Here is a 25,597-nt window from a genome sequence, read left to right as displayed (position 1 = left end):
AGTTAAGTTGACTGATAAGCCGTTATGGCGATTAGACTAAAGGGAGGTTGGCTCCTTGATAGATGTTAATAATTTTGAGTATATGAAAATTGGCCTTGCTTCACCTGACAAGATTCGTTCTTGGTCGTATGGCGAAGTAAAGAAACCTGAAACGATTAACTACCGTACATTAAAGCCTGAGAAAGACGGATTATTCTGTGAGAGAATCTTCGGTCCGACAAAAGATTGGGAATGTCACTGTGGTAAATATAAGCGAGTCCGTTATAAGGGCGTTGTTTGTGATCGTTGTGGCGTAGAGGTAACGCGTCAAAAAGTCCGTCGCGAACGAATGGGACACATTGAGCTTGCAGCACCTGTCACACATATTTGGTACTTCAAAGGAATTCCGAGCCGTATGGGCTTGATTTTGGATATGACACCACGTGCATTGGAAGAGATTATCTACTTTGCATCTTACGTAGTTGTCGAACCGGCTGATACACCACTTGAACGCAAGCAATTGCTTTCTGAGAAAGAGTACCGTTTGTACCGTGAAAAATATGGTTCTAAATTCCAAGCTGCAATGGGAGCGGAAGCAATCGAGCAACTACTACGTGCAATCGACTTGGATAAAGAAACAGATTCGTTAAAAGAAGAGTTGAAAACGGTACAAGGTCAGCGTCGTACACGCGCGATCCGACGTCTAGAAGTCGTGGAATCTTTCCGTAACTCTGGAAACCGTCCGGAATGGATGGTACTTGAAGTACTTCCAGTCATACCCCCTGAATTGCGTCCTATGGTACAGCTAGATGGAGGGCGTTTTGCAACATCTGACTTGAATGATCTTTATCGTAGAGTTATTAACCGGAACAACCGTCTAAAGCGTCTATTGGATCTAGGAGCACCTGGCATTATCGTTCAGAACGAGAAGCGTATGCTTCAAGAAGCGGTAGATGCACTTGTAGATAATGGTCGTCGTGGAAGACCTGTAACGGGTCCAGGAAACCGTCCGTTGAAATCACTTTCTCATATGCTGAAAGGTAAGCAAGGGCGTTTCCGCCAGAACTTACTTGGTAAACGTGTAGACTATTCTGGTCGTTCGGTTATCGTAGTAGGTCCTAACTTGAAAATGTACCAATGCGGTCTGCCTAAGGAAATGGCGATCGAGCTATTTAAGCCGTTCGTTATGAAAGAATTAGTAGAACGTAACTTGGCGCATAACATCAAAAGTGCGAAACGTAAGATTGAACGTCTTCATTCCGAAGTATGGGATGTATTAGAAGACGTCATTAAAGAACATCCAGTGCTTCTTAACCGAGCACCGACACTTCACCGTCTGGGGATTCAGGCATTCGAACCGATACTGGTCGAAGGACGCGCAATTACGTTGCACCCGCTCGTATGTACAGCTTACAACGCTGACTTCGATGGTGACCAAATGGCTGTTCACGTACCACTATCCGCCGAAGCTCAAGCTGAAGCCCGTCTATTGATGCTAGCTGCTCAAAACATTTTGAACCCGAAAGACGGAAAACCAGTTGTAACCCCGTCGCAGGATATGGTTCTTGGAAACTATTACTTAACAGTCGAGCGAAAAAATGCGGCTGGAGAAGGTTCTGTGTTTAGTGATCCGAATGAAGCGTTAATCGCCTATCAAACAGGACATGTTCACTTACATTCACGTATCGCAGTTCAAGCTGGAAGTCTTAACAATCCAACGTTTACGGATAAACAAAACAGTCAGCTATTGTTAACGACTGTAGGTAAAATCATTTTCAATGAGATATTACCGGAATCGTTCCCGTACATCAACGAACCGACGAATCATAACTTACAGGTAGAAACACCTGACAAGTACTTTATCGACGGAACAGTAAATGTTAAGGAACACTTGCAGGAAGCAGAGCTAATCACGCCGTTCAAAAAAGCGATCCTTGGGGAAATTATCGCGGAAATCTTCCGTCGTTTCCACATTACAGAAACTTCTAGAATGTTGGATAGAATGAAAAACCTAGGATTTAAATATTCTACTCGTGCTGGAATTACAATCGGTATTTCCGATATCGTGGTCTTGCCGAATAAAGCAGAAATTTTGAATGAGGCACAAGAAAAAGTTGATAAAGTCACACAGCAGTTCCGACGTGGGTTAATTACCGAAGAAGAGCGTTATGATCGAGTCATCTCTTATTGGAGCCATGCGAAGGATATCATTCAGAATAAGCTAATGGATTCATTGGATATTGAAAACCCGATCTTTATGATGAGTGACTCCGGAGCCCGTGGTAACGCATCAAACTTTACACAACTTGCGGGTATGCGTGGACTAATGGCCAACCCGGCTGGACGGATTATCGAACTTCCGATCAAATCTTCCTTCCGTGAAGGTCTGACAGTACTCGAATACTTTATCTCTACACACGGTGCACGTAAAGGTCTTGCCGATACAGCATTGAAGACTGCCGATTCAGGTTACTTGACTCGTCGTCTCGTAGACGTAGCACAAGATGTTATCGTTCGTGAAGAAGATTGCGGAACAGACCGTGGTCTTGCAATTACTGCATTAACCGAAGGAAATGAAATGATCGAAACATTGTTTGAACGTATTGAAGGTCGTCACACGAAGAAGACTATCAAACATCCGGAAACGGGTGAAGTCATTCTTGCGAAAAACGGATTGATTACTGCGGATATAGCGAACATAGTAGTTCAAGCTGGGATCGAAGAAGTGACGATTCGTTCTGCATTTACATGTAATACAAAGCACGGCGTATGTAAAAAATGTTACGGTATCAACTTAGCCACTGGAGAAACGGTAGAAGTAGGGGAAGCAGTGGGAATCATTGCAGCGCAATCTATCGGAGAACCAGGAACACAGTTAACGATGCGTACATTCCACACAGGTGGAGTTGCCGGAGACGATATTACGCAAGGTCTTCCACGTATTCAGGAAATTTTCGAATCTCGTAATCCGAAAGGTGTAGCGGTTATTTCTGAAATTGCAGGTACTGTTATTGAAATTGATGAAATCCGTGAAGGCCTGAAAGAAATTACTATTGAAGGTGAAGTAGAAACACGTAAATATCCTACGTTGTACAATGCGCGCTTAAAAGTAGAAGTAGGCGATGTAGTTGAGCGTGGGCAAACTATTACTGAAGGTTCTATTGACCCTAAACAATTGATCGTTGTAAAAGACGTTTCCACTGTACAAGAGTATCTCTTGAAAGAAGTTCAAAAAGTCTACCGTATGCAAGGGGTAGAGATCGGTGATAAGCACGTTGAAGTGATGGTACGTCAAATGCTTCGTAAAGTTCGAGTAATTGAAGCGGGAGATACTGATCTTCTTCCAGGTTCATTATTGGACATTCACCAATTCTCTGAAGCGAACGAAAAGGTGTTGTTGGCAGGCAAAGTTCCAGCTACCTCACGTCCGGTAATTCTCGGAATTACGAAAGCTTCACTTGAAACAGAATCATTCTTGTCAGCCGCATCATTCCAGGAGACGACAAGAGTTCTTACAGATGCAGCAATTAAAGGTAAAACAGATGACTTGCTAGGTCTGAAAGAAAACGTTATTATCGGGAAATTGGTCCCTGCAGGTACTGGAATGCAGAGATACCGCCAAATAAAAATGCAACACGATGAAGTAGAAGAGACTATTACAGCTGAATAAAAATAAACGGGACATCGCTCCCGTTTATTTTCTTAAATTCGTTGACAAGTTATTCTAGAGATGATAATATACAAAAGGTTGATAGTTGTTGACCGTTAACTTTAAAGGAAGAAAAAGTTCTTTCGAATAAGTACAAGGCGATAAGCAATCATCATTATAAAATAACAGTAAGCAAGGATCTTTGGAATTACTGTCACCCGTTTTTGTGTGTGCACGCACAAAAACTTTGTTTTTACTTAAAAATGAACCACCTGGGTGTGTGGTATTATAAAAAACTTGGAAGGAGGAACAACCTGATGCCTACAATTAATCAATTAGTCCGTAAACCTCGTAAATCGAAAACGGAAAATTCTAAGTCTCCGGCTCTAGGAAAAAGCTATAACAGCTTTAAAAAGTCTATGACAAACGTGAACTCACCACAAAAAAGAGGTGTTTGTACACGTGTTGGTACTATGACTCCTAAGAAACCGAACTCGGCGCTACGTAAGTATGCTCGTGTTCGTTTAACTAATACATTGGAAGTAAACGCATATATTCCAGGTGAAGGCCACAACTTGCAAGAACACAGTGTGGTACTAATCCGCGGAGGACGCGTAAAAGACTTACCGGGTGTTCGTTACCATATCGTACGTGGGGCACTTGATACAGCTGGTGTTACTGGCCGTATGCAAAGCCGTTCAATGTATGGAGCTAAAAAGCCCAAAGTTAAGAAGTAATACAAAACTAACAATATTGAAAGGAGGAACTAATTATGCCTCGTAAAGGTCCAGTAACAAAACGTGATGTACTACCTGATCCGATTTATAATTCCAAGCTTGTAAGCCGCCTTATCAACAAAATGATGGTAGACGGTAAAAAAGGTACTTCTCAAAAGATTCTTTATGGAGCGTTCGAAATTATTAAAGAACGTTCTGGACAAGAACCAATCGAAGTATTCGAAGCAGCTTTAAATAACGTAATGCCAGTTCTTGAAGTGCGTGCTCGCCGCGTAGGTGGAGCTAACTATCAAGTACCGGTTGAAGTACGCCCTGAACGTCGTTCGACTCTAGGCCTTCGTTACCTTGTGAACTATTCACGTACACGTGGAGAAAAAACAATGGAAGAACGTCTAGCGAATGAAATTCTTGATGCATCAAATAACACAGGTGCTTCTGTTAAACGCCGTGAAGAAATGCATAAAATGGCTGAAGCCAACAGAGCATTCGCTCACTATCGCTGGTAAGGTCGGATAAACAATAGCAGTAATCCGAAACGGAAGGAGATTACAAAATGGCTAGAGAGTTCTCACTAGAGAATACTCGTAACATTGGTATCATGGCTCACATTGACGCTGGTAAGACAACGACAACTGAGCGGATCCTTTTTTACACAGGTAAAATCCACAAAATTGGTGAAACGCACGAAGGTGCATCACAAATGGACTGGATGGAGCAAGAGCAAGAACGTGGAATCACGATTACTTCAGCTGCAACAACTGCAGCATGGAAAGGTCACCGTGTAAACATTATCGATACACCGGGGCACGTAGACTTCACTGTTGAAGTTGAACGTTCACTTCGCGTATTGGATGGTGCTGTAGCGGTACTTGATGCACAATCAGGTGTTGAACCACAAACAGAGACAGTTTGGCGCCAAGCGACAAACTATAAAGTACCACGTCTCGTATTCGTAAACAAAATGGATAAGACGGGTGCTGACTTCCTTTATTCAGTAGGAACACTACGTGACCGCCTACAAGCGAATGCACACCCTATTCAATTGCCAATTGGTGCGGAAGATAACTTCTCAGGAATTATCGACTTAATCGAAATGAAGGCAACTATGTATCCTAATGATCTAGGAACAGATACGACAGTGGAAGAAATTCCTGCTGAACATCTTGAACTAGCTAAAAAATACCGTGAGAGCCTAATTGAAGCTATTGTAGATTTCGATGAAGATCTTATGGAGAAGTACCTTGGCGGTGAAGAACTTACTATAGAAGAAATTACGACAGCTATTCGTAAAGCTACGTTGGCAGTTGAATTCTATCCTGTAGTTTGTGGAACTGCTTTCAAAAACAAAGGTGTACAACTAGTACTAGATGCGGTAGTAGACTACCTACCATCACCACTTGATGTACCTCCAATGATGGGCTTCAACCCTGAAACTGAAGAAGAAGAAGTGCGCGAATCATCTGATGAAGCACCATTCTCAGCATTGGCGTTTAAAGTTATGACGGATCCTTATGTAGGTAAACTTACATTCTTCCGTATTTACTCTGGTGTTCTTCAAGCTGGTTCTTACGTAGCAAACTCTACAAAAGGCAAGCGTGAGCGTGTAGGACGTATTCTTCAAATGCACGCAAACAGCCGTGAAGAGATTTCTGAAGTACACGCGGGTGAAATTGCTGCTGCTGTCGGTTTGAAAGACACAACTACTGGAGATACACTATGTGATGAGAAAGCATTGGTCATTCTTGAATCAATGGTATTCCCAGAGCCGGTTATCTCTGTAGCGATTGAACCGAAAACAAAAGCGGACCAAGATAAAATGGGCCAAGCTCTTGCTAAGCTGCAAGAAGAAGATCCAACATTCCGTGCACACACAGATCAAGAAACAGGAGAAGTAATCATCGCGGGTATGGGTGAACTTCACTTGGATATTATCGTCGACCGTTTACGCCGTGAATTTAAAGTGGAAGCAAACGTGGGCGCGCCACAAGTTTCTTACCGCGAAACATTCCGTCAGTCAGCTGAAGTCGAAGGTAAATTCGTTCGTCAATCAGGTGGACGTGGACAGTTCGGTCACGTATGGATTGAATTCGGTCCAAACGAAGAAGGAAAAGGATTCGAATTCGTTAATAATATTGTTGGTGGTTCTGTTCCTCGTGAATACATCCCAGCAGTTGAAGCAGGAATTCGTGATTCATTGGATAACGGTATTTTAGCTGGATATCCTTTAATTGATGTCAAAGCACGTCTGTATGACGGATCTTACCATGACGTTGACTCCAACGAAATGGCATTTAAGATTGCTGCATCAATGGCGTTGAAAAATGCTGCATCAAAATGTAATCCTGTAATTCTTGAACCAACAATGAAGGTAGAAGTTATAATTCCGGAAGAATACATGGGCGACATTATGGGTGATATCACATCACGCCGTGGCCGTGTAGAAGGTATGGAAGCTCGTGGTAACGCACAAGTAGTTCGTGCAATGGTTCCACTTGCTGAAATGTTCGGTTATGCAACTTCTCTACGTTCAAACACACAAGGACGTGGAGTATTCTCAATGGTGTTCGATCACTACGAGGAACTTCCAAAGTCTATCGCTGAAGAAGTAATCAAGAAAAACAAAGGTGAATAATAAAGTTCATCCTTGTTTCTTTTAAGCAATACTTGTAAGATGTGGATAGTCGAAGGAATACTTTCGGCTTCCATATTAAAAAACTATTTTTTTAAATAAAGGGAGGATCTCTAAAATGGGTAAAGAAAAATTTGACCGCTCCAAGGAGCACGCAAACGTAGGAACAATTGGTCACGTTGACCATGGTAAAACAACTTTGACTGCTGCAATCGCAACAGTTCTTTCTAAAGCACAAGGTGGAGAAGCAAAGTCATACGCTGACGTTGATAACGCACCTGAAGAAAAAGAGCGTGGAATTACAATCAGTACTTCACACGTTGAGTACGAAACTGACAAGCGTCACTACGCACACGTTGACTGCCCAGGTCACGCTGACTACGTTAAAAACATGATCACTGGTGCTGCACAAATGGACGGCGGAATCCTAGTAGTTTCTGCTGCTGATGGCCCAATGCCACAAACTCGTGAGCACATTCTTCTTTCACGTCAAGTAGGTGTTCCTTACCTAGTTGTCTTCATGAACAAATGTGACATGGTAGATGACGAAGAACTACTTGAATTAGTAGAAATGGAAATCCGTGAACTTCTTTCTGATTATGACTTCCCTGGCGATGATATTCCTGTCATCAAAGGATCAGCTCTTAAAGCTCTTGAAGGAGAGCCAGAGTGGGAAGAAAAAATTCTTGAACTAATGCAAGCAGTAGATGACTATATTCCAACACCAACTCGTGACACTGACAAGCCATTCATGATGCCTGTAGAGGACGTATTCTCAATCACAGGTCGCGGTACGGTAGCAACTGGTCGTGTTGAGCGTGGAGTAGTTAAAGTCGGAGATGTTGTTGACATCATCGGTCTTGCTGAAGAACCAAAATCTACTACTGTAACTGGTGTAGAGATGTTCCGTAAACTTCTTGACTATGCAGAAGCGGGCGACAACATCGGTGCTCTTCTTCGTGGTGTATCACGTGAAGATATCGAACGTGGACAAGTACTTGCTAAGCCAGGTACAATCACTCCACACACTCAGTTCAAATCTGAAGTTTATGTTCTTTCTAAAGAAGAGGGTGGACGTCACACTCCATTCTTCTCTAACTACCGTCCTCAGTTCTACTTCCGTACAACTGACGTAACTGGTATCATTCAACTTCCTGAAGGCGTAGAAATGGTTATGCCTGGAGATAACGTTGAAATGACAGTGGAACTTATTTCTCCTATCGCGATTGAAGAAGGTACTAAATTCTCAATCCGTGAAGGTGGACGTACAGTTGGGGCTGGCGTTGTAGCAACAATTACAAAATAATTTTTTGGATCCCGCCATTGAGGCGGGATTTTTTTGTTTTCGACTACATGAAAGATTAGCGTTGTATTTCAAAAATAGTGTTTTGAAACGACCTTAGGATAATGCGAAAGTAAAGTCTAGCAGCGGACTTCAAATCACGTGCAAATCATGATAAAAGCTGATAGTATAGTAAACGGATTAAAAGTTAAATTAATTTCTTCAAAAGGGTTGCGCAATCCTTTTATATTATGTATAATGTTGAATGTTGGTCTTTGACTGCGATGAAGCGAGAGGTTACCGATACACCCGGCCGCTTTGCCATGGCGCGTGTAAGGAAAATTTTCGTGGAGAATTGTCTAGAAAATAGGCGAAAGGGAGGGAAAATAATGGCAAAACAAAAGATTCGTATTAGATTGAAAGCTTATGATCACAGAATGATCGATCAATCAGCTGAAAAGATTGTTGAGACGGCTAAACGTTCTGGAGCTAGTGTTTCAGGTCCAATTCCGTTGCCAACTGAAAGATCAGTTTACACGGTATTGCGTGCTGTTCACGTATATAAAGATTCACGTGAGCAATTTGAAATGCGTACGCACAAACGTTTAATCGATATCGTGAATCCAACGCCACAAACGGTGGATGCACTTATGAAGCTTGATTTACCGTCAGGCGTCGACATCGAAATTAAACTATAAAACATAAAAACAAACAATATTACAGGAGGTGTGACTAATGACCAAAGGAATCTTAGGAAGAAAAGTCGGAATGACGCAAGTATTTGCTGAAAACGGCGATCTAATCCCAGTAACAGTGATTGAAGCTGCTCCAAACGTTGTTCTTCAAAAGAAGACAATAGAAACAGACGGCTACGAGTCAATCCAACTAGGATTTGATGATAAACGTGAAAAGCTTTCAAACAAGCCTGAACAAGGCCATGTAGCAAAAGCTAACACTGCACCTAAGCGCTTCATTCGCGAAGTTCGCGGAGCTGACGTTAGTGCATACGAAGTTGGTCAGGAAGTCAAAGTCGATACATTTGCAGAAGGCGATGTAGTTGACATTACAGGAGTTTCAAAAGGTAAAGGATTCCAAGGTGTTATTAAGCGCCACGGTTACTCACGTGGACCAATGACTCACGGATCACGTTTCCATCGCGCACCAGGTTCACTTGGAGCAGTTGATGCACAACGCGTATTCAAAGGAAAAAAACTACCTGGACGTACTGGTGGCAAAACGGTAACGATCCAAAACGTTGAAATCGTTCGAGTTGACGCTGAGCGCAACTTGTTATTAGTAAAAGGTAACGTTCCTGGAGCTCGTAAATCACTTGTACAAGTGAAAAGTGCTATCAAAGGAAACTGAGTAAAACAGAAAGGAGGAAACAGGAATGCCTAAAGTATCTGTAGTAAGTCAAACAGGTTCTGCTGTCGGCGACATCGAATTAAACGATGCGATTTTTGGAATCGAGCCGAATGAAGCAGTATTATTCGAAGCAATTGTTCAACAACAAGCTTCTTTACGCCAAGGTAACCACAAGGTTAAAACTCGCGCGGAAGTAGCAGGCGGCGGTCGTAAACCATGGCGTCAAAAAGGCACAGGTCGTGCTCGTCAAGGTTCAATCAGATCACCACAATGGCGTGGAGGCGGTATCGTATTCGGTCCTTCACCACGTAGTTACAGCTATAAAATGCCTAAGAAAGTTCGTCGTTTAGCACTTTTATCTGCTCTGTCTACAAAAGTAGCAGCTGAAGAACTAATCGTTCTAGACAACTTAGCATTTGATGCACCAAAAACAAAAGGCTTTGTAAAAGTGCTTGAAGATCTTTCAATCACGAAAAAAGCATTATTTGTTACAGCTGACCTAGAAGAATCAGTAGCGTTATCCGCTCGTAACATTCCAGGAATCAGCGTCGTTTCAGCGAATGGTATCAATGTTTTAGACCTAGTCGGACATGACCAGCTTGTAATGACAAAAGCAGCAATAGAAAAAGTCGAGGAGGTGCTTGGTTAATGGAAGCACGTGATATTCTGAAACGTCCGGTCATTACCGAGCGTTCTTCTGAACAAATGGAAGACTTAAGAAAATATACATTCGAAGTTGATACACGCGCGAGCAAAACTCACGTGAAACAAGCTATTGAAGAAATCTTCGGTGTTAAAGTTGAAAAAGTTAACGTTATGAACTACAAAGGTAAGTTCAAGCGTATGGGGAAACATGCTGGTTATACAAACAAGCGTCGTAAGGCAATTGTTACACTAACTACTGATTCCAAAGATATCGAGCTTTTTGAAATTTAATTAATTCATAATAAATGAAGGAGGGAACACAAAATGGCGATTAAGAAGTACAAAGCTACCTCCAACGGACGTCGTAACATGACTTCTTCTGACTTTGCTGAGATTACAGCTAGCAAACCAGAAAAATCATTGCTTGAACCAGTCAAGCGTAAAGGCGGACGTAACAACCAAGGTAGAATGACAGTTCGTCACCAAGGTGGAGGACATAAGCGCCAATACCGTGTCATCGATTTCCAACGTCGGAAAGATGGCATTCCAGGACGCGTTGCTACGATCGAATACGATCCAAACCGTTCAGCAAACATCGCATTAATCAATTATGCAGATGGAGAAAAGAGATATATTCTTGCTCCTAAAGGATTGACAGTAGGTTCCACAATCATTTCAGGACCTGAAGCGGATATCCGCGTAGGAAATGCTCTGCCACTAGAGAACATCCCTATGGGTTCTACAATCCACAACATTGAAATGAAGCCAGGTAAAGGCGGACAATTAGTTCGTTCTGCAGGAACTTCAGCTCAACTACTAGGACGCGAAGGCAAATATGTCATCATTCGTCTGCAATCAGGAGAAGTTCGTATGATCCTTGCTACTTGCCGTGCTACAATCGGTCAAGTGGGTAACGAGCAACACGAATTGATCAACATTGGTAAAGCAGGTCGTTCACGTTGGTTAGGCAAACGTCCAACTGTTCGTGGATCTGTAATGAACCCTAACGATCACCCACACGGTGGTGGTGAAGGCCGTACACCAATCGGTCGTCCGAGTCCTGTTACTCCATGGGGTAAACCAACTCTTGGATTCAAGACACGTACGAAGAACAATAAATCAGATAAACTTATCGTTCGCCGTCGTAAAAAATAATGTTATTGCACTGCGGTTCAGTAGATGGACCGTAGTACATACTCGGAAGGAGGTTCCAGAATGGGCCGCAGCTTGAAAAAAGGACCTTTTGCAGATGACCATTTACTAAAAAAGGTTGACGCACAAAAAGATGCAGAAAAGAAACAAGTTATTAAAACATGGTCACGCCGTTCAACAATCTTCCCGACTTTCATCGGATTGACGATTGCAGTATATGATGGACGTAAACATGTTCCTGTTTATGTAACAGAAGATATGGTAGGTCACAAACTAGGTGAATTCGTACCTACACGCACATACCGAGGCCATGGTGCCGACGATAAGAAAACAAAACGCTAATTTGAGAGGAGGTTATCCTGATGCAACAAGCTAAAGCATCTGTACGCACAGTCCGTATTGCTTCTCGCAAAGTTCGTTTGGTCGTTGATCTTATCCGCGGCAAGAATATAGGTGAAGCTATGGCTATTCTACGACTTACGCCTAAAGCGGCATCTCCAGTCGTGGAAAAATTATTGAAATCAGCAATTGCAAACGCTGAACATAACTACGAAATGGATACTGAGAACTTAATCGTCAGTGAAGTATTCGTAGATGAAGGACCAACAATGAAACGTTTCCGTCCACGTGCACAAGGTCGTGCAAGTGCGATCAACAAACGTACAAGCCACATCACATTAGTGGTATCTGAAAAGAAGGAGGGGTAATTAGTGGGCCAAAAAGTACATCCTAATGGACTACGTGTAGGCGTCATCCGTGACTGGGACTCAAAATGGTACGCGGAAAAAGATTATGCGTCCTTACTACATGAAGACTTAAAGATCCGTGAATACATCGAAAAACGTCTTGTAGAAGCATCAGTTTCAAAAGTTGAGATTGAGCGTGCTGCTAAGCGTGTTAATATTACAATCCACACTGCAAAGCCAGGTATGGTTATCGGTAAAGGTGGTTCCGAAGTAGAAACACTTCGTAAGCAACTTAACGAAATTACAGGCAAGCGTGTACACATCAACATCGTAGAAATCAAACGTGCTGATTTGGATGCAAGATTAGTTGCAGAATCAATCGCTCGTCAATTGGAAAGTCGTGTATCATTCCGTCGTGCTCAGAAACAAGCGATTCAGCGTACTATTCGTTCTGGTGCAAAAGGAATTAAAACACAAGTATCTGGACGTCTCGGCGGAGCGGATATCGCTCGTGCGGAACACTACAGTGAAGGAACTGTCCCTCTTCATACATTACGTGCAGATATAGATTATGCACATGCTGAAGCTGATACTACTTATGGTAAGCTTGGCGTAAAAGTATGGATTTATCGTGGTGAAGTCCTTCCAGTAAAAGCTAAGAAGAACTCTGGGGAAGGAGGCAAATAATATGTTAATGCCTAAACGTGTAAAACATCGTCGTGTATTCCGTGGGAAAATGCGTGGTGAAACAAAAGGTGGCGCTACAGTTCAGTTTGGTGAGTACGGTCTTCAGGCTCTAGAAGCAAGTTGGATCACTAACCGTCAGATTGAATCTGCTCGTATTGCTATGACTCGTTACATGAAACGTGGCGGTAAAGTATGGATCAATATTTTCCCGCACAAACCATATACTAAAAAGCCTCTTGAAGTCCGGATGGGTTCCGGTAAAGGTGCTGTAGAAGGCTGGGTTGCAGTTGTGAAACCTGGTAGAGTAATGTTCGAAATTGCAGGTGTTTCAGAAGAGGTTGCTCGTGAGGCACTTAGACTTGCATCGCACAAACTTCCTGTAACAAGCAAGTTTGTAAAACGACAAGAAATTGGTGGTGAGTCTAATGAAAGCTAATGAAATTCGTGACTTAACAACTGCAGAGATCGAGCAAAAAGTGAAATCACTTAAAGAAGAGCTTTTCAACCTTCGCTTCCAGTTAGCGACAGGTCAATTAGAAAACACTGCACGCATCCGTGAAGTACGCAAATCGATTGCGCGCATGAAAACTGTAATACGACAAAGAGAAATCAGTGCAAATAACTGATGAAGGAGGTTGCAGCCATGACTGAGCGTAATCAGCGCAAAGTATACACAGGCCGTGTGGTTTCCGATAAAATGGATAAAACCGTTACGGTAATGGTAGAAACACACAAAAAACATTCTTTATACGGCAAGCGTGTAAAGTATTCTAAGAAACTTAAAGTTCATGATGAGCTAAATGAAGCGAAAATCGGCGATGTTGTTCGTATTATGGAAACACGTCCATTATCAGCAACTAAGCGTTTCCGTCTTCTAGAAGTCGTTGAAAAAGCGATCATCATCTAATAGGTTTTTAACTCAGATTTCGGAAGGAGGTAACCTCGATGATTCAACAGGAAAGTAGAATGAAAGTTGCTGACAACTCTGGCGCGCGCGAAGTGCTTACGATTAAAGTACTAGGCGGATCAGGTCGTAAAGTAGCTAACATCGGTGACGTAGTTGTTGTTACGGTCAAGAAGGCAACACCAGGTGGCGTTGTTAAGAAGGGTGACGTTGTTAAAGCGGTCATCGTTCGTACGAAAAGTGGAGTTCGTCGTAAAGACGGTTCATACATTACATTCGATGAGAATGCTTGCGTTATTATCCGTGATGATAAAGGGCCACGTGGAACACGTATTTTCGGACCAGTTGCTCGCGAACTACGCGACAATAACTTCATGAAAATCATTTCACTTGCTCCAGAAGTTCTTTAATTCTAATGACAGAGCCAGTCAAGGAGGTGCGATAAATGCACGTTAAAAAAGGCGACAAAGTAATGGTGATCTCTGGGAAAGATAAAGGTAAAACAGGTGTGATCCTAACTGCTTATCCGAAAAAAGACCGTGTGCTTGTTGAAGGTATTAATATCGTCAAGAAACACACAAAGCCGAACCAAGAGAACCCACAAGGCGGAATTGTAAGCCAAGAGTCTACAATACACGTCTCCAACGTGATGGTAATCGATCCTAAAACAGGCGAGCCGACTCGTGTAGGTTACAAAATGGAAGACGGTAAAAAAGTACGTATTGCAAAAAAATCCGGTGAATCATTGGATAAGTAAGTATTGCATGAAGGGAGGTCCGACTGATGAGTCGTTTGAAAGAGAAGTTTTCTAAAGAAATCACACCTGCTCTAATGAGCAAGTTTGAATATACATCTGTTATGCAAGTTCCTAAAGTAGACAAAATCGTTATCAACATGGGTGTTGGTGATGCTGTCCAAAATACAAAAGCACTTGATGCAGCTGTTGAGGATCTTGCAACTATTTCAGGTCAAAAACCAGTCATTACTAAAGCGAAAAAATCTATCGCAGGATTCCGTTTACGTGAAGGAATGCCGATCGGAGCTAAAGTAACGCTTCGCGGTGAGCGCATGTATGAGTTCCTCGATAAATTAGTTACAATCTCATTACCACGTGTACGTGACTTCCGTGGCGTTTCTAAAAAAGCGTTTGACGGTCGCGGTAACTATACTCTTGGTGTGAAAGAGCAACTTATTTTCCCTGAAATTGACTTCGATAAAGTATCAAAAGTACGAGGGATGGATATCGTCATCGTGACGACAGCTAACACTGATGAAGAAGCACGTGAATTGCTTGCACAGTGTGGCATGCCATTCCAAAAGTAAAATAATAGGGAGGCGAAAACGTGGCTAAGAAATCTATGATCGCTAAACAGAAACGTACGCCAAAGTATAAAGTACAAGAATACACACGCTGCGAACGTTGTGGCCGTCCACATTCAGTATATCGCAAATTTAAACTTTGCCGTATTTGTTTCCGCGAACTTGCATACAAGGGACAACTTCCTGGCGTCAAAAAAGCCAGCTGGTAAACCCCTAATTAGGGAAGGAGGTTAATTCAAATGACAATGAGTGATCCGATTGCAGATATGCTTACACGCATCCGTAATGCGAACATGGTTCGCCACGAGAAGCTTGAGGTACCTGCTTCAAACGTAAAGAAAGAAATCGCTGAGATCTTAAAACGAGAAGGTTTCGTTCGTGACGTGGAATACGTGGAAGATAACAAACAAGGCATCATCCGCATTTTCCTAAAATACGGTCAGGATAACGAACGCGTTATCAATGGCTTGAAACGTATTTCTAAACCAGGACTTCGTGTATATGCTAAATCTAATGAAGTTCCTAAAGTACTTAACGGCTTAGGTGTTGCACTTGTTTCTACATCAAACGGTGTATTAACAGACAAAGAAGCCCGCGCTAAACAAGTCGGCGGAGAAGTCGTCGCTTACGTTTGGTAATTAGCTACAATTGAATGGAGGTGCAATAGAATGTCCCGTATTGGTAATCGTCAGATCGAAGTTCCTGAAAACGTTACTGTAACAATTTCAGAGGAAAACTTCGCTACTGTTAAAGGTCCGAAAGGTGAACTTTCGAGACAATTAGATAAAGAAATCACGATCAATCACGAAGGCAACGTAATTACATTTACTCGTCCTTCTGAATCAAAAGCCCACCGTTCAATTCACGGTACTACACGCTCTGTACTTAATAACATGGTAGTGGGAGTATCTACAGGATTTGAACGCACACTTGAATTGGTTGGGGTTGGATATCGTGCTTCTATGCAAGGGAAAAAACTTGTATTGAACGTAGGTTACTCACACCCAGTTGAATTCACGCCAGAAGAAGGTGTAGAAGTTGAAGTTCCAGCGAACACGAAAATAATTGTTCGTGGATACAACAAAGAACACGTAGGTGCTCTTGCTTCTAACATCCGTCAAGTACGTCCACCAGAGCCATATAAAGGTAAAGGTATCCGTTATGAAGGCGAAATCGTTCGTCGTAAAGAAGGTAAAACAGGTAAATAATACCGCCTGAGGTATTTGGAAGGAGTGACTCCGATGATCACGAAACAAGATAAAAACGCTGTCCGTAAAAAGCGTCACGCACGTGTGCGTACGAAAATCAGCGGAACTGCAGAGCGTCCACGTCTAAACGTTTACCGTTCAAACAAGCACATCTATGCACAATTAATTGATGACTTGAATGGTGTAACAATCGTTAGCGCTTCTACAAGAGATAACGGTGTTGAGGCTGGTTCTACTGGCAACACTGAAGCCGCAGCTAAAGTTGGCGAGCTTATTGCAAAGAAAGCTGTTGAAAAAGACGTTAAAGCGGTTGTTTTTGACCGCGGCGGATATCTTTTCCACGGCCGTGTAAAAGCATTAGCTGACGCTGCACGCGAAAATGGTCTGGAATTTTAATTAAGAGGGAGGGACATATTTCATGCGTCGTAATGATCAGAACAAAAGTGAGTTTGAAGAACGCGTAGTAACGATCAACCGCGTTGCGAAAGTTGTAAAAGGTGGACGTCGTTTCCGCTTCACTGCACTTGTCGTAGTTGGTGATAAAAACGGTCGTGTCGGTTTTGGTACTGGTAAAGCACAAGAAGTTCCAGATGCAATCCGTAAAGCAATTGAAGATGCGAAGAAAAACTTGATTGTAGTGCCAATGGTCAAAGGTACAACTCCACATGAAGTAATCGGACGCTTTGGTGCAGGACAAATCCTCATCAAACCAGCTGCTCCGGGTACTGGTGTTATCGCAGGTGGACCTGTCCGTGCGGTACTTGAACTTGCAGGCATCACGGATATTCTTTCTAAATCTCTTGGTTCAAGCACACCGATTAACATGGTACGTGCAACAATCGAAGGGTTGCAGAATTTGAAACGCGCAGAAGAAATCGCTAAATTGCGTGGTAAATCCGTAGAAGAACTGTTAGGTTAAGGGGGGAAATACAATGACGAACAAACTTGAAGTCACCCTTACGAAAAGTGTTATTGGTTCAAAGCCGACACAGCGTAAAACAATTGAAGCACTAGGCCTTCGAAAGTTAAATCAAACAGTTGAGCATCAAAACAACGATGCCATCCGTGGTATGCTTACAAAAGTTAGCCACTTGGTAACCGTTAAAGAAATTTAAGTACTATTTTACAATAAGGAGGTGCCGATAAGATGAAATTACATGAGCTAAAACCAGCTGAAGGATCTCGTAAAAACCGCAAACGTGTTGGTCGTGGGATTGGATCTGGAACAGGTAAGACTTCTGGTAGAGGTCATGACGGTCAAAACGCTCGTTCAGGCGGCGGTGTACGTCTTGGTTTCGAAGGTGGACAAATTCCTCTTTTCCAACGACTTCCTAAGCGCGGGTTCACGAACATCAATCGTAAAGATTATGCCATCGTCAACCTCGATACATTAAATCGTTTCGAAGAAGGCACGGAAGTAACGCCGGAATTGCTAATTGAAACTGGTGTTGTAAGCAACGCTAAATCTGGTATCAAGATTCTGGGCAACGGAACACTTGATAAAAAGATTACAGTACGTGCTAACAAATTCTCCGCTTCTGCAAAAGAAGCAATTGAAAAAGCAGGCGGGCAAACAGAGGTGGTATAATGTTTCAGACAATCTCTAATTTCATGCGTGTGAAGGAGATCCGGTCTAAAATAATTTTCACCCTCCTAGTGCTCATCGTTTTTAGACTAGGGACATTTGTTCCGGTTCCAAACGTTGATGCAACTGCTTTACAACAATCAGATAACCAGTTTATCGGATTCTTGAACACATTCGGTGGTGGAGCATTATCCAACTTCTCGATCTTTGCAATGGGGATTATGCCGTATATCACGGCGTCCATCATTGTACAACTCTTGCAGATGGATGTTGTTCCGAAGTTTACTGAGTGGTCAAAACAAGGGGACGTCGGAAGACGAAAGCTTGCGCAATTTACAAGATATTTCACGATTGTTCTTGCCTTTATTCAAGCACTTGCCATGTCATTTGGTTTTAACCAAACATTTGGCGGTACACTGATTCAAGACAACAGCATATCCACCTATATCACAATTGCAATTGTATTGACTGCCGGTACAGCTTTCCTACTATGGCTTGGTGAACAAATTACTGCGAAAGGTGTTGGGAATGGTATTTCCATCATTATCTTTGCAGGGATTGTCGCCGGCATTCCAAATGCTGTTAACCAGTTGTATGTAACGCAAATTCAAGACGCTGGAGATGCACTATTTATTCGAATTGCAACGATGGTATTGTTACTGATCGTGATCGTGGCTATTGTAGTCGGGGTTATTTACTTCCAAGAAGCATTGCGGAAAATTCCGATTCAATATGCGAAGCGTGTCTCAGGACGTAATCAGTCTGTTGCAAGTCAACAAACACATTTACCTTTGAAATTGAATGCTGCAGGAGTTATCCCGGTAATCTTTGCGGTGGCATTCTTCATTACGCCACAACAAATTGCTCCGTTTTTCGGTGAGAACAGTGTAACTAAAACTATTATTCGGATCTTCGATTATACGAATCCGATCGGTATGATTTTGTATGTAACACTTATTATTGCGTTTACATATTTCTATGCATTCATTCAAGTGAATCCAGAAAATATGGCAGACAATCTGAAAAAGCAAGGTGCATATATTCCGGGAATACGCCCAGGAGCAAACACTCAAAAGTACTTAACAAGTACTCTGTATAGGTTGACGTTCGTCGGCTCAATTTTCCTGGCCGTCGTAGCAGTTATGCCAATCTTCTTCATCAACTTGGCGAATTTGCCTCAATCCGCTCAAATCGGTGGAACGAGCTTGCTCATCGTAGTAGGGGTTGCCCTCGAATCAATGAAGCAATTAGAATCACAATTAGTGAAGAGACATTACAGAGGCTTTATGAAATAAAGAGCAATAGCCTGACCTATTGTAAACAAATGGAGGGCAAGGACGTATGAATATCGTATTAATGGGTCTGCCTGGTGCTGGCAAAGGTACACAAGCAGACAAAATTGTCGAGAAGTACGGAATCCCTCATATTTCTACAGGCGATATGTTCCGTGCTGCCATCAAAGATGGCACGGAACTTGGAGTTAAAGCAAAATCGTTCATGGATCAAGGCGCATTAGTTCCTGATGAAGTTACCATTGGTATCGTGCGTGAGCGGTTAAGCAAAACGGATTGTGACAATGGATTCTTACTAGATGGTTTCCCTAGAACAGTACCTCAAGCTGAAGCACTAGATGCTTTACTTAAGGACCTAGGAAAAAGCATTGAGTACGTATTGGATATCGAAGTCGATACGGAAGAATTAGTCGCAAGATTATCTGGTCGTCGTATTTGTAAAGTGTGTGGTACATCGTATCACTTGATCTTCAACCCGCCAAAGGTAGAAGATGTGTGTGATAAAGATGGCGGCGAACTTTACCAGCGTGCAGATGACAATCCGGATACTGTCATGAATCGTCTGGAAGTAAATATGAATCAGACAGCTCCTTTACTCGACTTTTATGGCGAAAAAGGTGTACTGACTAAAATTAATGGCCAACAGGACATTAATCTTGTATTCAAGGACTTGGATGAAATTTTGCAACAACGTAATAAGTAATCAATCCTTTTCGGGCACATTTTCATCATGGTTCGGAAAGTAATGGATGAAAACGATCTGCAAAAGCTTTAAGTTCCTGTTATAAGATAAATGAGAGTTTATCATTAATTCCTTGGTAGTTCCGACATGCATTCTATTGTCAATGGCAGTATAATATATAATTGGCACTGCAACGAGGGCAATAAAGGATCTCATTCGCAATTTATGCGAAACAGCGAAATGTGGCAGACGTCTTTCGAACATCACTCATGCTAACTGGACATATGTTGAAGGAAGCCTTTTGAAGGCAACTGATGCCGCTCGATGGTGAAAGCCTTTATTGGATATAGAAGGGAGACAGGATTGATGGCGAAGGACGACGTAATTGAGGTAGAAGGAACTGTTCTTGAAACGTTGCCGAATGCGATGTTTAAAGTGGAGTTAGAAAACGGACATACTGTGCTTGCACACGTGTCAGGTAAAATTCGTATGCACTTTATTCGTATTCTGCCAGGCGACAAGGTGACATTGGAACTTTCACCTTACGATTTAACACGTGGTCGTATCACATACCGTTTCAAATAAACTTTTGCACTCCCGAAATATTGAAGGAGGTTGGGTAGGATGAAAGTAAGACCATCTGTAAAACCGATCTGCGAAAAATGTAAAGTTATTCGTAGACGCGGCCGAGTAATGGTAATCTGTGAAAATCCAAAGCACAAACAAAGACAAGGCTAAAACACAAGGAGGTGCACAACTTATATGGCACGTATTGCTGGTGTAGACGTTCCGCGCGATAAGCGCGTTGTCATTTCATTGACATATATATTCGGTATTGGTAAAACAACTGCACAATCAATTTTGACTGCAGCTGACGTTTCACAAGAAACTCGCGTTCGTGATTTAACTGACGCTGAGCTGGATAAGATTCGTGAACAAATTGACGGCTTGAAAGTAGAAGGAGATCTTCGTCGCGAAACTTCTCTAAATATCAAGCGTTTGATGGAAATCGGTAGTAACCGTGGAATCCGTCACCGTCGTGGATTGCCTGTTCGTGGACAAAACACGAAAAACAATGCACGTACGCGTAAGGGTCCTAAACGCACAATGGCTAACAAGAAAAAATAATAGGTAAAGGAGGGTTCTTTCCAACATGGCACGTAAACAACAAACTCGTAAACGTCGTGTAAAAAAGAATATTGAGACTGGTATTGCACATATCCGTTCAACGTTCAATAACACTATCGTAACTATCACGGATAGCCACGGTAATGCACTTTCATGGTCTAGCGCTGGTGCACTTGGCTTTAGAGGTTCCCGTAAATCTACTCCTTTTGCTGCACAAATGGCTGCTGAAACTGCAGCAAAAACAGCAATGGAACATGGTTTGAAATCATTGGAAGTAACAGTTAAAGGACCAGGTGCTGGTCGTGAAGCGGCTATCCGTTCACTACAGGCTGCAGGTCTTGAAGTTACTGCAATCAGAGACGTAACTCCGGTTCCGCACAATGGTTGTCGCCCGCCAAAACGTCGTCGCGTATAATCGGTTTGAATCTATTGGATTAAGAAAGACATTTTTTGTTAATACTGTTGAAATAGACTATCTATTATCAGTGAATTCAATAAGGTTAAACCAATATAGAGACGTTTTTAGGAGGGTAAATAAATGATCGAGATTGAGAAACCAAAGATTGAAACAGTAACGATCGGTGAAGATTCACAGTTCGGTAAGTTTATTATCGAACCTTTAGAGCGTGGATATGGAAATACCCTAGGGAATTCCTTGCGCCGCATTCTCTTGTCTTCATTACCAGGAGCTGCTGTGACATCTATTCAAATCGATGGTGTACTTCATGAATTCGCTACAATTGAAGGTGTCGTCGAAGACGTATCTACAGTTATTTTGAATGTGAAGAAACTAGCACTCAAAATTTACTCAGATGATGAGAAAGTTATTGAGATCGATGTGAAAGGTGAAGGCGTCGTGACGGCTGCAGACATCACACATGATAGTGATGTCGAAGTATTAAATCCAGATCTCCCGATTGCTACTCTCGGTAAAAATGGACATTTACGTATGCGTATGTATGCTGTACGTGGACGCGGATATGTTCCTTCCGATCAAAACAAACGTGAGGATCTAGCGATTGGTGTGATTCCAATTGACTCGATTTACACTCCTGTATCACGCGTTAACTTCCAAGTTGAAAACACTCGCGTCGGACAAAGTACCAACTTTGATAAGTTGACACTCGATGTTTGGACAGATGGAAGCATAGGTCCTAAAGAGGCGGTATCACTTGGAGCTAAAATTCTAACAGAGCATTTAAATATATTCGTTGGTATGACTGACGAAGCACAAACTGCAGAAATCATGGTAGAAAAAGAAGAAGACCAAAAAGAAAAGGTTCTGGAAATGACGATTGAAGAACTTGATCTTTCTGTCCGATCTTATAACTGCTTGAAGCGTGCAGGCATCAATACAGTTTTAGAACTTGCTAACAAGTCCGAAGACGAAATGATGAAAGTGCGTAACTTAGGCCGCAAATCACTTGAAGAAGTGAAGGCTAAATTGGATGAGCTAAACCTTGAGTTACGCTCTGAAGAATAACTGACATATATTGAAGGAGGGTAACTTCAAATGGGATACAGAAAACTTGGACGCACAAGTTCACAACGTAAAGCAATGCTTCGCGACTTAACGACAGATCTTATCATTCATGAGCGCATCCAAACAACTGAAACACGTGCGAAAGAATTACGTAAAGTAGTTGAAAAGATGATCACTCTTGGAAAACGTGGAGATCTTCACGCACGTCGTCAAGCGGCTGAATATATTCGTCGTGAAAAGGTAGCTGTTGAAAACGCAGAAGGCGAAGAAGCAACAGTGTTTGCACTTCAAAAGCTTTTTGATACAGTAGCACCACGTTATGCAGATCGCCAAGGCGGTTATACACGTATAATGAAAATGGGACCTCGCCGTGGCGATGGCGCACCAGTAGTTATTATCGAACTGGTGTAATTCCAACACTTCGAGGGTGTGTCTGTCACGCACAGCACACCCTTTTATTACACGTACGAGATTTATACGACATAAAAGCTGAGTGTTATGATCCGCGAGTAATCGACTGGTCTAGCTCTACGTACCTCATCTGAGATGTCGGCATGAGCACCCGGCATTTTCGTTTACAAAGGCGCATTCCTTAGATGAGGTACGCGCTTTTTTTTTATACATAAGAATAAGTAATTACATAAAAACTATATTAATTCATAACAACACCTAAGAGGGGGAGTCCAGATGAAGGAAATAGCGTCGATGCACCATGTTGACTTTTCTTACGACATAGAAGAGGAATCTTCGCTTATGTCACCTAAAGCATTACAGGATGTATCTTTCACTTTATATGAAGGAGAATGGCTGGCAGTTGTAGGACATAATGGTTCTGGTAAATCGACGCTAGCCAAGCTATTGATTGGCTTGATGTTTCCTTCGTCAGGTGAAGTACATCTCTTTTCGGAACGACTATCTGAAGAGAATCTTTGGGAAACACGTTCCCGTATGGGTATTGTCTTTCAAAACCCTGATAATCAGTTTGTCGGTTCGACCGTGCAGGATGATGTAGCGTTTGCACTCGAAAACAATGGGGTACCACACGACATCATGGTAAAACGTGTCCATGAGGCCCTGGAGCAGGTGAAGATGAAAGATTACATCAATCATGAACCACATCATCTCTCGGGGGGACAGAAGCAGCGTGTGGCGATTGCTGGTGCATTAGCTTTGCATCCCGAACTTCTTATACTAGATGAAGCTACTTCCATGTTGGATCCCCAGGGACGCGAAGAAGTAATCGAGATCGTTAAGAAGTTACGCTCAGAAATCGGGTTGACTGTATTATCTATTACGCATGACTTAGAAGAGGTATTATTGGCAGATCGTATATTGGTAATGAATGAAGGACAAGTATTGATGGTAGGCTCACCGCAAGAAATCTTTCAACAAGGTACTGAACTTGAACAGGTTGGGCTCGATCTGCCGTTTGCTTTACGTGTTTCGGAGTTATTGAGAATAGCTGGCGTAGAGCTGCTAGGCAATCATATGACAGAAGAAGAGTTGGTGAATGAATTGTGGACATTTCACTTCAGCAAGTAGGCTACTTATACGCTAAAGATTCGCCGTTTGAGAAACGTGCCCTACAGGACGTGACTGCTACGATTCCTTCAGGTTCTTATACATCCATCATTGGGCATACAGGGTCAGGGAAATCGACCTTATTGCTTCATTTAAATGGATTGCTCAAGCCATCTGAAGGTATTGTCAAAATAGGCGACACGGTAATTACTGCCCAGACTAAAGGTAAGCAGATGAAGGAAGTTCAACATCACGTAGGGATTGTATTTCAGTTTCCTGAATATCAGTTATTTGAAGAAACAGTTGAAAAAGATATTATGTTCGGCCCTATCAATTTTGGGGTGCCAAAAGAGGTAGCGAGGGCTCGTGCACATGAACTAGTGAAGCTTTTAGGGCTTCCTGAAGAGGTGTTGCAGAAGTCACCTTTTGAGCTATCAGGAGGGCAAATGCGGCGTGTTGCGATTGCAGGCATCCTCGCATTCAAACCTTCTATCTTGGTCCTTGACGAGCCAACAGCGGGGTTAGATCCTAAGGGCCGTAAAGAGATCATGGAGTTGTTCCATCACTTGCATAAGACAGAAAGTCTAACGACTATCCTTGTCACCCATAGTATGGAAGACGCTGCACGCTACAGTGATCGGATTTTGGTGATGCATGAGGGAACAGCTGTGATGCAAGGAACGCCTGAAGAAATATATAGTCAAGAAGAGGAACTTCATTCATATCGACTCAGCGTCCCTCGTTCCGTGCGTTTTCAGCGTGAGATGGAAAAGATGAGTGGACGACGTTTTGATCGTATTGCACTTACCGAAGACGTATTAGCACAAGAATTAGCAAAAGCTATTGCAAGGAAAGAGGAGCGGCCATGTTAGAAAAAATGATTATCGGTCGTTTTATTCCTGGTACTTCTATTGTGCACCGTATGGATCCGCGTTCCAAATTACTTTTTGTCTTTCTGTTTGTAATAGCAGTGTTCTTGGCAAATAACGTAATGTCTTATGCCGTTTTGCTTGGTTTCACAGCGTTTGTCATTGCACTTGCCAGAATCAGACCTTATTTTCTGATCAACGGATTAAAACCGGTCATCTTTTTGATCATTTTTACTCTTCTCTTACATATTTTCTTTACACGTGAAGGACCCCTTCTATTTGAATGGAAGTTTATTAAAGTTTATGAAGAAGGATTGCGCATGGGTATATTCATATCCATCCGATTTTTGGTGCTTGTTCTGATTACGACAGTATTGACGTTAACCACTTCACCGATCTCGATTACGGATGGGTTGGAAACGCTACTTAATCCGTTTAAAAAGCTGAAATTACCCGTACACGAATTAGCACTCATGATGTCCATTTCTCTACGTTTCATTCCAACTTTAATGGACGAAACAGATAAAATATTAAAGGCTCAACTAGCAAGAGGATCTGATTTAAGTACCGGTTCCATCAAAGAACGGATACAGGCAGTCATTCCTTTGCTTGTCCCGCTATTTGTCAGTGCATTTAAGCGCGCGGAAGATTTGGCGATTGCAATGGAAGTACGTGGGTACCGTGGCGGAGAAGGTCGCACAAGGTTCCGACAGCTGTCTTGGCAATTAAGGGATACTGTTGTCTTGATCGCTTTTGTGCTATTGGTAGGTGTATTGCTATGGGTGAGGAAGTGA

Annotated in this window: 37 protein-coding genes; all 37 read left to right on the top strand. The window is 42.4% G+C overall.

All coding sequences use genetic code 11. The features are described from left to right. The first annotated feature begins 55 nt into the window (after positions 1-55). The 37 genes from rpoC (at position 56) to CSV63_RS04935 (ending at position 25,597) form a co-directional block, all read left to right on the top strand. Positions 56-3,649: a DNA-directed RNA polymerase subunit beta' gene (gene rpoC / locus CSV63_RS05115; protein ID WP_099694833.1), complete on the top strand. Its 3,594-nt coding sequence runs from the start codon at positions 56-58 to the stop codon at positions 3,647-3,649. A gap of 296 nt (positions 3,650-3,945) precedes the next feature. Continuing rightward, positions 3,946-4,365, top strand: a complete 420-nt coding sequence (gene rpsL / locus CSV63_RS05110; RefSeq protein ID WP_085132019.1) for a 30S ribosomal protein S12 — start codon at positions 3,946-3,948, stop codon at positions 4,363-4,365. Between the two features lie 35 nt (positions 4,366-4,400). Further along, entirely contained in the window at positions 4,401-4,871 is a 471-nt protein-coding gene (gene rpsG, locus CSV63_RS05105; protein ID WP_099630534.1) for a 30S ribosomal protein S7, read from the top strand. A 47-nt stretch (positions 4,872-4,918) separates the two neighbouring features. Beyond that, positions 4,919-6,997 (top strand): elongation factor G, encoded by a 2,079-nt coding sequence (gene fusA, locus CSV63_RS05100; protein ID WP_099694832.1) that lies wholly within the window; start codon positions 4,919-4,921, stop codon positions 6,995-6,997. Positions 6,998-7,112: 115 nt separating this feature from the next. Further along, positions 7,113-8,300, top strand: coding sequence for an elongation factor Tu (gene tuf / locus CSV63_RS05095; protein WP_099694831.1), 1,188 nt, complete (start codon positions 7,113-7,115; stop codon positions 8,298-8,300). Positions 8,301-8,665: 365 nt separating this feature from the next. After that, on the top strand, positions 8,666-8,974 hold the full coding sequence (gene rpsJ / locus CSV63_RS05090) for a 30S ribosomal protein S10 (RefSeq protein WP_085427465.1): 309 nt from the start codon (positions 8,666-8,668) through the stop codon (positions 8,972-8,974). 37 nt (positions 8,975-9,011) lie between these two features. Then, positions 9,012-9,641, top strand: a complete 630-nt coding sequence (gene rplC, locus CSV63_RS05085; RefSeq protein ID WP_099630537.1) for a 50S ribosomal protein L3 — start codon at positions 9,012-9,014, stop codon at positions 9,639-9,641. Positions 9,642-9,666: 25 nt separating this feature from the next. Then, complete coding sequence (rplD, locus tag CSV63_RS05080) at positions 9,667-10,290, top strand: 50S ribosomal protein L4 (RefSeq protein WP_099635778.1); 624 nt, start codon at positions 9,667-9,669, stop codon at positions 10,288-10,290. Continuing rightward, positions 10,290-10,577: a 50S ribosomal protein L23 gene (gene rplW, locus CSV63_RS05075; protein ID WP_099694830.1), complete on the top strand. Its 288-nt coding sequence runs from the start codon at positions 10,290-10,292 to the stop codon at positions 10,575-10,577. The genes rplD and rplW overlap by 1 nt, the downstream gene beginning before the upstream one ends. A 33-nt stretch (positions 10,578-10,610) precedes the next feature. Beyond that, complete coding sequence (gene rplB / locus CSV63_RS05070; protein WP_099630539.1) at positions 10,611-11,441, top strand: 50S ribosomal protein L2; 831 nt, start codon at positions 10,611-10,613, stop codon at positions 11,439-11,441. Positions 11,442-11,501: 60 nt separating this feature from the next. Continuing rightward, positions 11,502-11,780: a 30S ribosomal protein S19 gene (rpsS, locus tag CSV63_RS05065; RefSeq protein ID WP_099630540.1), complete on the top strand. Its 279-nt coding sequence runs from the start codon at positions 11,502-11,504 to the stop codon at positions 11,778-11,780. Positions 11,781-11,800: 20 nt separating this feature from the next. Then, positions 11,801-12,145, top strand: coding sequence for a 50S ribosomal protein L22 (gene rplV / locus CSV63_RS05060; protein ID WP_037561627.1), 345 nt, complete (start codon positions 11,801-11,803; stop codon positions 12,143-12,145). A gap of 3 nt (positions 12,146-12,148) precedes the next feature. Then, positions 12,149-12,811 (top strand): 30S ribosomal protein S3, encoded by a 663-nt coding sequence (rpsC, locus tag CSV63_RS05055; RefSeq protein ID WP_099694829.1) that lies wholly within the window; start codon positions 12,149-12,151, stop codon positions 12,809-12,811. 1 nt (position 12,812) lies between these two features. Then, positions 12,813-13,247, top strand: a complete 435-nt coding sequence (gene rplP, locus CSV63_RS05050; RefSeq protein ID WP_029053270.1) for a 50S ribosomal protein L16 — start codon at positions 12,813-12,815, stop codon at positions 13,245-13,247. Next, positions 13,237-13,437 carry a 50S ribosomal protein L29 gene (rpmC, locus tag CSV63_RS05045; protein ID WP_025783856.1) on the top strand — a complete coding sequence of 67 codons (201 nt, stop codon included), beginning with the start codon at positions 13,237-13,239 and terminating at the stop codon, positions 13,435-13,437. The genes rplP and rpmC overlap by 11 nt, the downstream gene beginning before the upstream one ends. Positions 13,438-13,454: 17 nt before the next feature. Next, complete coding sequence (rpsQ, locus tag CSV63_RS05040) at positions 13,455-13,718, top strand: 30S ribosomal protein S17 (RefSeq protein ID WP_099630541.1); 264 nt, start codon at positions 13,455-13,457, stop codon at positions 13,716-13,718. Positions 13,719-13,756: 38 nt separating this feature from the next. Beyond that, entirely contained in the window at positions 13,757-14,125 is a 369-nt protein-coding gene (rplN, locus tag CSV63_RS05035) for a 50S ribosomal protein L14 (RefSeq protein ID WP_081243203.1), read from the top strand. A 35-nt stretch (positions 14,126-14,160) separates the two neighbouring features. After that, positions 14,161-14,472 (top strand): 50S ribosomal protein L24, encoded by a 312-nt coding sequence (gene rplX / locus CSV63_RS05030; protein WP_029053267.1) that lies wholly within the window; start codon positions 14,161-14,163, stop codon positions 14,470-14,472. A gap of 26 nt (positions 14,473-14,498) precedes the next feature. Then, positions 14,499-15,038 carry a 50S ribosomal protein L5 gene (rplE, locus tag CSV63_RS05025; RefSeq protein ID WP_085132008.1) on the top strand — a complete coding sequence of 180 codons (540 nt, stop codon included), beginning with the start codon at positions 14,499-14,501 and terminating at the stop codon, positions 15,036-15,038. Positions 15,039-15,058: 20 nt separating this feature from the next. Next, positions 15,059-15,244, top strand: a complete 186-nt coding sequence (locus CSV63_RS05020; RefSeq protein ID WP_008298870.1) for a type Z 30S ribosomal protein S14 — start codon at positions 15,059-15,061, stop codon at positions 15,242-15,244. 30 nt (positions 15,245-15,274) lie between these two features. Further along, positions 15,275-15,673, top strand: coding sequence for a 30S ribosomal protein S8 (rpsH, locus tag CSV63_RS05015; RefSeq protein ID WP_029053265.1), 399 nt, complete (start codon positions 15,275-15,277; stop codon positions 15,671-15,673). 30 nt (positions 15,674-15,703) lie between these two features. Next, on the top strand, positions 15,704-16,243 hold the full coding sequence (gene rplF / locus CSV63_RS05010) for a 50S ribosomal protein L6 (RefSeq protein ID WP_099630542.1): 540 nt from the start codon (positions 15,704-15,706) through the stop codon (positions 16,241-16,243). Between the two features lie 33 nt (positions 16,244-16,276). Then, on the top strand, positions 16,277-16,639 hold the full coding sequence (gene rplR / locus CSV63_RS05005; RefSeq protein ID WP_099694828.1) for a 50S ribosomal protein L18: 363 nt from the start codon (positions 16,277-16,279) through the stop codon (positions 16,637-16,639). 22 nt (positions 16,640-16,661) lie between these two features. After that, the gene (rpsE, locus tag CSV63_RS05000; RefSeq protein ID WP_099694827.1) at positions 16,662-17,162 is read left to right on the top strand and encodes a 30S ribosomal protein S5; all 501 of its coding nucleotides are present in this window, start codon (positions 16,662-16,664) and stop codon (positions 17,160-17,162) included. 13 nt (positions 17,163-17,175) lie between these two features. After that, a complete protein-coding gene (rpmD, locus tag CSV63_RS04995) occupies positions 17,176-17,358 on the top strand; it encodes a 50S ribosomal protein L30 (protein ID WP_099635777.1) in 183 nt (60 codons plus the stop codon). Positions 17,359-17,390: 32 nt separating this feature from the next. Beyond that, positions 17,391-17,831 carry a 50S ribosomal protein L15 gene (rplO, locus tag CSV63_RS04990; RefSeq protein ID WP_029053260.1) on the top strand — a complete coding sequence of 147 codons (441 nt, stop codon included), beginning with the start codon at positions 17,391-17,393 and terminating at the stop codon, positions 17,829-17,831. After that, complete coding sequence (gene secY / locus CSV63_RS04985) at positions 17,831-19,123, top strand: preprotein translocase subunit SecY (protein ID WP_099630544.1); 1,293 nt, start codon at positions 17,831-17,833, stop codon at positions 19,121-19,123. Before rplO ends, secY begins: the two co-directional genes overlap by 1 nt. 46 nt (positions 19,124-19,169) lie before the next feature. Further along, positions 19,170-19,823: an adenylate kinase gene (locus CSV63_RS04980; protein ID WP_099694826.1), complete on the top strand. Its 654-nt coding sequence runs from the start codon at positions 19,170-19,172 to the stop codon at positions 19,821-19,823. A 345-nt stretch (positions 19,824-20,168) separates the two neighbouring features. Then, on the top strand, positions 20,169-20,387 hold the full coding sequence (infA, locus tag CSV63_RS04975) for a translation initiation factor IF-1 (protein ID WP_029053257.1): 219 nt from the start codon (positions 20,169-20,171) through the stop codon (positions 20,385-20,387). A gap of 39 nt (positions 20,388-20,426) precedes the next feature. Beyond that, entirely contained in the window at positions 20,427-20,540 is a 114-nt protein-coding gene (gene rpmJ / locus CSV63_RS04970) for a 50S ribosomal protein L36 (RefSeq protein WP_076758849.1), read from the top strand. Positions 20,541-20,564: 24 nt separating this feature from the next. Then, positions 20,565-20,930 (top strand): 30S ribosomal protein S13, encoded by a 366-nt coding sequence (gene rpsM / locus CSV63_RS04965; protein WP_085132003.1) that lies wholly within the window; start codon positions 20,565-20,567, stop codon positions 20,928-20,930. A gap of 25 nt (positions 20,931-20,955) precedes the next feature. After that, positions 20,956-21,345, top strand: coding sequence for a 30S ribosomal protein S11 (gene rpsK / locus CSV63_RS04960; RefSeq protein WP_009499031.1), 390 nt, complete (start codon positions 20,956-20,958; stop codon positions 21,343-21,345). A gap of 123 nt (positions 21,346-21,468) precedes the next feature. Continuing rightward, positions 21,469-22,413: a DNA-directed RNA polymerase subunit alpha gene (locus tag CSV63_RS04955; RefSeq protein ID WP_029053255.1), complete on the top strand. Its 945-nt coding sequence runs from the start codon at positions 21,469-21,471 to the stop codon at positions 22,411-22,413. Between the two features lie 30 nt (positions 22,414-22,443). Then, positions 22,444-22,824, top strand: coding sequence for a 50S ribosomal protein L17 (gene rplQ, locus CSV63_RS04950; RefSeq protein WP_099630546.1), 381 nt, complete (start codon positions 22,444-22,446; stop codon positions 22,822-22,824). A 276-nt stretch (positions 22,825-23,100) separates the two neighbouring features. Beyond that, positions 23,101-23,955: an energy-coupling factor ABC transporter ATP-binding protein gene (locus CSV63_RS04945; RefSeq protein ID WP_099694825.1), complete on the top strand. Its 855-nt coding sequence runs from the start codon at positions 23,101-23,103 to the stop codon at positions 23,953-23,955. After that, a complete protein-coding gene (locus CSV63_RS04940) occupies positions 23,931-24,806 on the top strand; it encodes an energy-coupling factor ABC transporter ATP-binding protein (protein ID WP_099694824.1) in 876 nt (291 codons plus the stop codon). Before CSV63_RS04945 ends, CSV63_RS04940 begins: the two co-directional genes overlap by 25 nt. Then, the gene (locus CSV63_RS04935) at positions 24,800-25,597 is read left to right on the top strand and encodes an energy-coupling factor transporter transmembrane component T family protein (RefSeq protein WP_099694823.1); all 798 of its coding nucleotides are present in this window, start codon (positions 24,800-24,802) and stop codon (positions 25,595-25,597) included. Before CSV63_RS04940 ends, CSV63_RS04935 begins: the two co-directional genes overlap by 7 nt.

Source organism: Sporosarcina sp. P34, from assembly GCF_002743375.1.
Classification (GTDB): Bacteria; Bacillota; Bacilli; order Bacillales_A; family Planococcaceae; genus Sporosarcina.
The sequence above is the reverse complement of the archived record's forward strand: the minus strand, read 5'-3'. Positions and strand labels throughout refer to the sequence as shown.

Bases quoted from the DNA above. Each gene is read 5' to 3' on its own strand.
- rplR (WP_099694828.1), top strand. From the start codon at position 16,277: ATGATCACGAAACAAGATAAAAACGCTGTCCGTAAAAAGCGTCACGCA.
- rpsS (WP_099630540.1), top strand. From the start codon at position 11,502: ATGGGCCGCAGCTTGAAAAAAGGACCTTTTGCAGATGACCATTTACTA.
- rpmC (WP_025783856.1), top strand. From the start codon at position 13,237: ATGAAAGCTAATGAAATTCGTGACTTAACAACTGCAGAGATCGAGCAA.
- rplX (WP_029053267.1), top strand. From the start codon at position 14,161: ATGCACGTTAAAAAAGGCGACAAAGTAATGGTGATCTCTGGGAAAGAT.
- rplN (WP_081243203.1), top strand. From the start codon at position 13,757: ATGATTCAACAGGAAAGTAGAATGAAAGTTGCTGACAACTCTGGCGCG.
- CSV63_RS04935 (WP_099694823.1), top strand. From the start codon at position 24,800: ATGTTAGAAAAAATGATTATCGGTCGTTTTATTCCTGGTACTTCTATT.
- rpsE (WP_099694827.1), top strand. From the start codon at position 16,662: ATGCGTCGTAATGATCAGAACAAAAGTGAGTTTGAAGAACGCGTAGTA.
- rpsL (WP_085132019.1), top strand. From the start codon at position 3,946: ATGCCTACAATTAATCAATTAGTCCGTAAACCTCGTAAATCGAAAACG.
- rplE (WP_085132008.1), top strand. From the start codon at position 14,499: ATGAGTCGTTTGAAAGAGAAGTTTTCTAAAGAAATCACACCTGCTCTA.
- rpmD (WP_099635777.1), top strand. From the start codon at position 17,176: ATGACGAACAAACTTGAAGTCACCCTTACGAAAAGTGTTATTGGTTCA.
- fusA (WP_099694832.1), top strand. From the start codon at position 4,919: ATGGCTAGAGAGTTCTCACTAGAGAATACTCGTAACATTGGTATCATG.
- rplV (WP_037561627.1), top strand. From the start codon at position 11,801: ATGCAACAAGCTAAAGCATCTGTACGCACAGTCCGTATTGCTTCTCGC.
- tuf (WP_099694831.1), top strand. From the start codon at position 7,113: ATGGGTAAAGAAAAATTTGACCGCTCCAAGGAGCACGCAAACGTAGGA.
- rplO (WP_029053260.1), top strand. From the start codon at position 17,391: ATGAAATTACATGAGCTAAAACCAGCTGAAGGATCTCGTAAAAACCGC.
- secY (WP_099630544.1), top strand. From the start codon at position 17,831: ATGTTTCAGACAATCTCTAATTTCATGCGTGTGAAGGAGATCCGGTCT.
- rplP (WP_029053270.1), top strand. From the start codon at position 12,813: ATGTTAATGCCTAAACGTGTAAAACATCGTCGTGTATTCCGTGGGAAA.
- rplW (WP_099694830.1), top strand. From the start codon at position 10,290: ATGGAAGCACGTGATATTCTGAAACGTCCGGTCATTACCGAGCGTTCT.
- rpsK (WP_009499031.1), top strand. From the start codon at position 20,956: ATGGCACGTAAACAACAAACTCGTAAACGTCGTGTAAAAAAGAATATT.
- rpsH (WP_029053265.1), top strand. From the start codon at position 15,275: ATGACAATGAGTGATCCGATTGCAGATATGCTTACACGCATCCGTAAT.
- rpsM (WP_085132003.1), top strand. From the start codon at position 20,565: ATGGCACGTATTGCTGGTGTAGACGTTCCGCGCGATAAGCGCGTTGTC.
- rpmJ (WP_076758849.1), top strand. From the start codon at position 20,427: ATGAAAGTAAGACCATCTGTAAAACCGATCTGCGAAAAATGTAAAGTT.
- rplD (WP_099635778.1), top strand. From the start codon at position 9,667: ATGCCTAAAGTATCTGTAGTAAGTCAAACAGGTTCTGCTGTCGGCGAC.
- infA (WP_029053257.1), top strand. From the start codon at position 20,169: ATGGCGAAGGACGACGTAATTGAGGTAGAAGGAACTGTTCTTGAAACG.
- rpsJ (WP_085427465.1), top strand. From the start codon at position 8,666: ATGGCAAAACAAAAGATTCGTATTAGATTGAAAGCTTATGATCACAGA.
- rplC (WP_099630537.1), top strand. From the start codon at position 9,012: ATGACCAAAGGAATCTTAGGAAGAAAAGTCGGAATGACGCAAGTATTT.
- CSV63_RS04980 (WP_099694826.1), top strand. From the start codon at position 19,170: ATGAATATCGTATTAATGGGTCTGCCTGGTGCTGGCAAAGGTACACAA.
- CSV63_RS04945 (WP_099694825.1), top strand. From the start codon at position 23,101: ATGAAGGAAATAGCGTCGATGCACCATGTTGACTTTTCTTACGACATA.
- rpsG (WP_099630534.1), top strand. From the start codon at position 4,401: ATGCCTCGTAAAGGTCCAGTAACAAAACGTGATGTACTACCTGATCCG.
- rplF (WP_099630542.1), top strand. From the start codon at position 15,704: ATGTCCCGTATTGGTAATCGTCAGATCGAAGTTCCTGAAAACGTTACT.
- rplB (WP_099630539.1), top strand. From the start codon at position 10,611: ATGGCGATTAAGAAGTACAAAGCTACCTCCAACGGACGTCGTAACATG.
- rplQ (WP_099630546.1), top strand. From the start codon at position 22,444: ATGGGATACAGAAAACTTGGACGCACAAGTTCACAACGTAAAGCAATG.
- rpsQ (WP_099630541.1), top strand. From the start codon at position 13,455: ATGACTGAGCGTAATCAGCGCAAAGTATACACAGGCCGTGTGGTTTCC.
- CSV63_RS04955 (WP_029053255.1), top strand. From the start codon at position 21,469: ATGATCGAGATTGAGAAACCAAAGATTGAAACAGTAACGATCGGTGAA.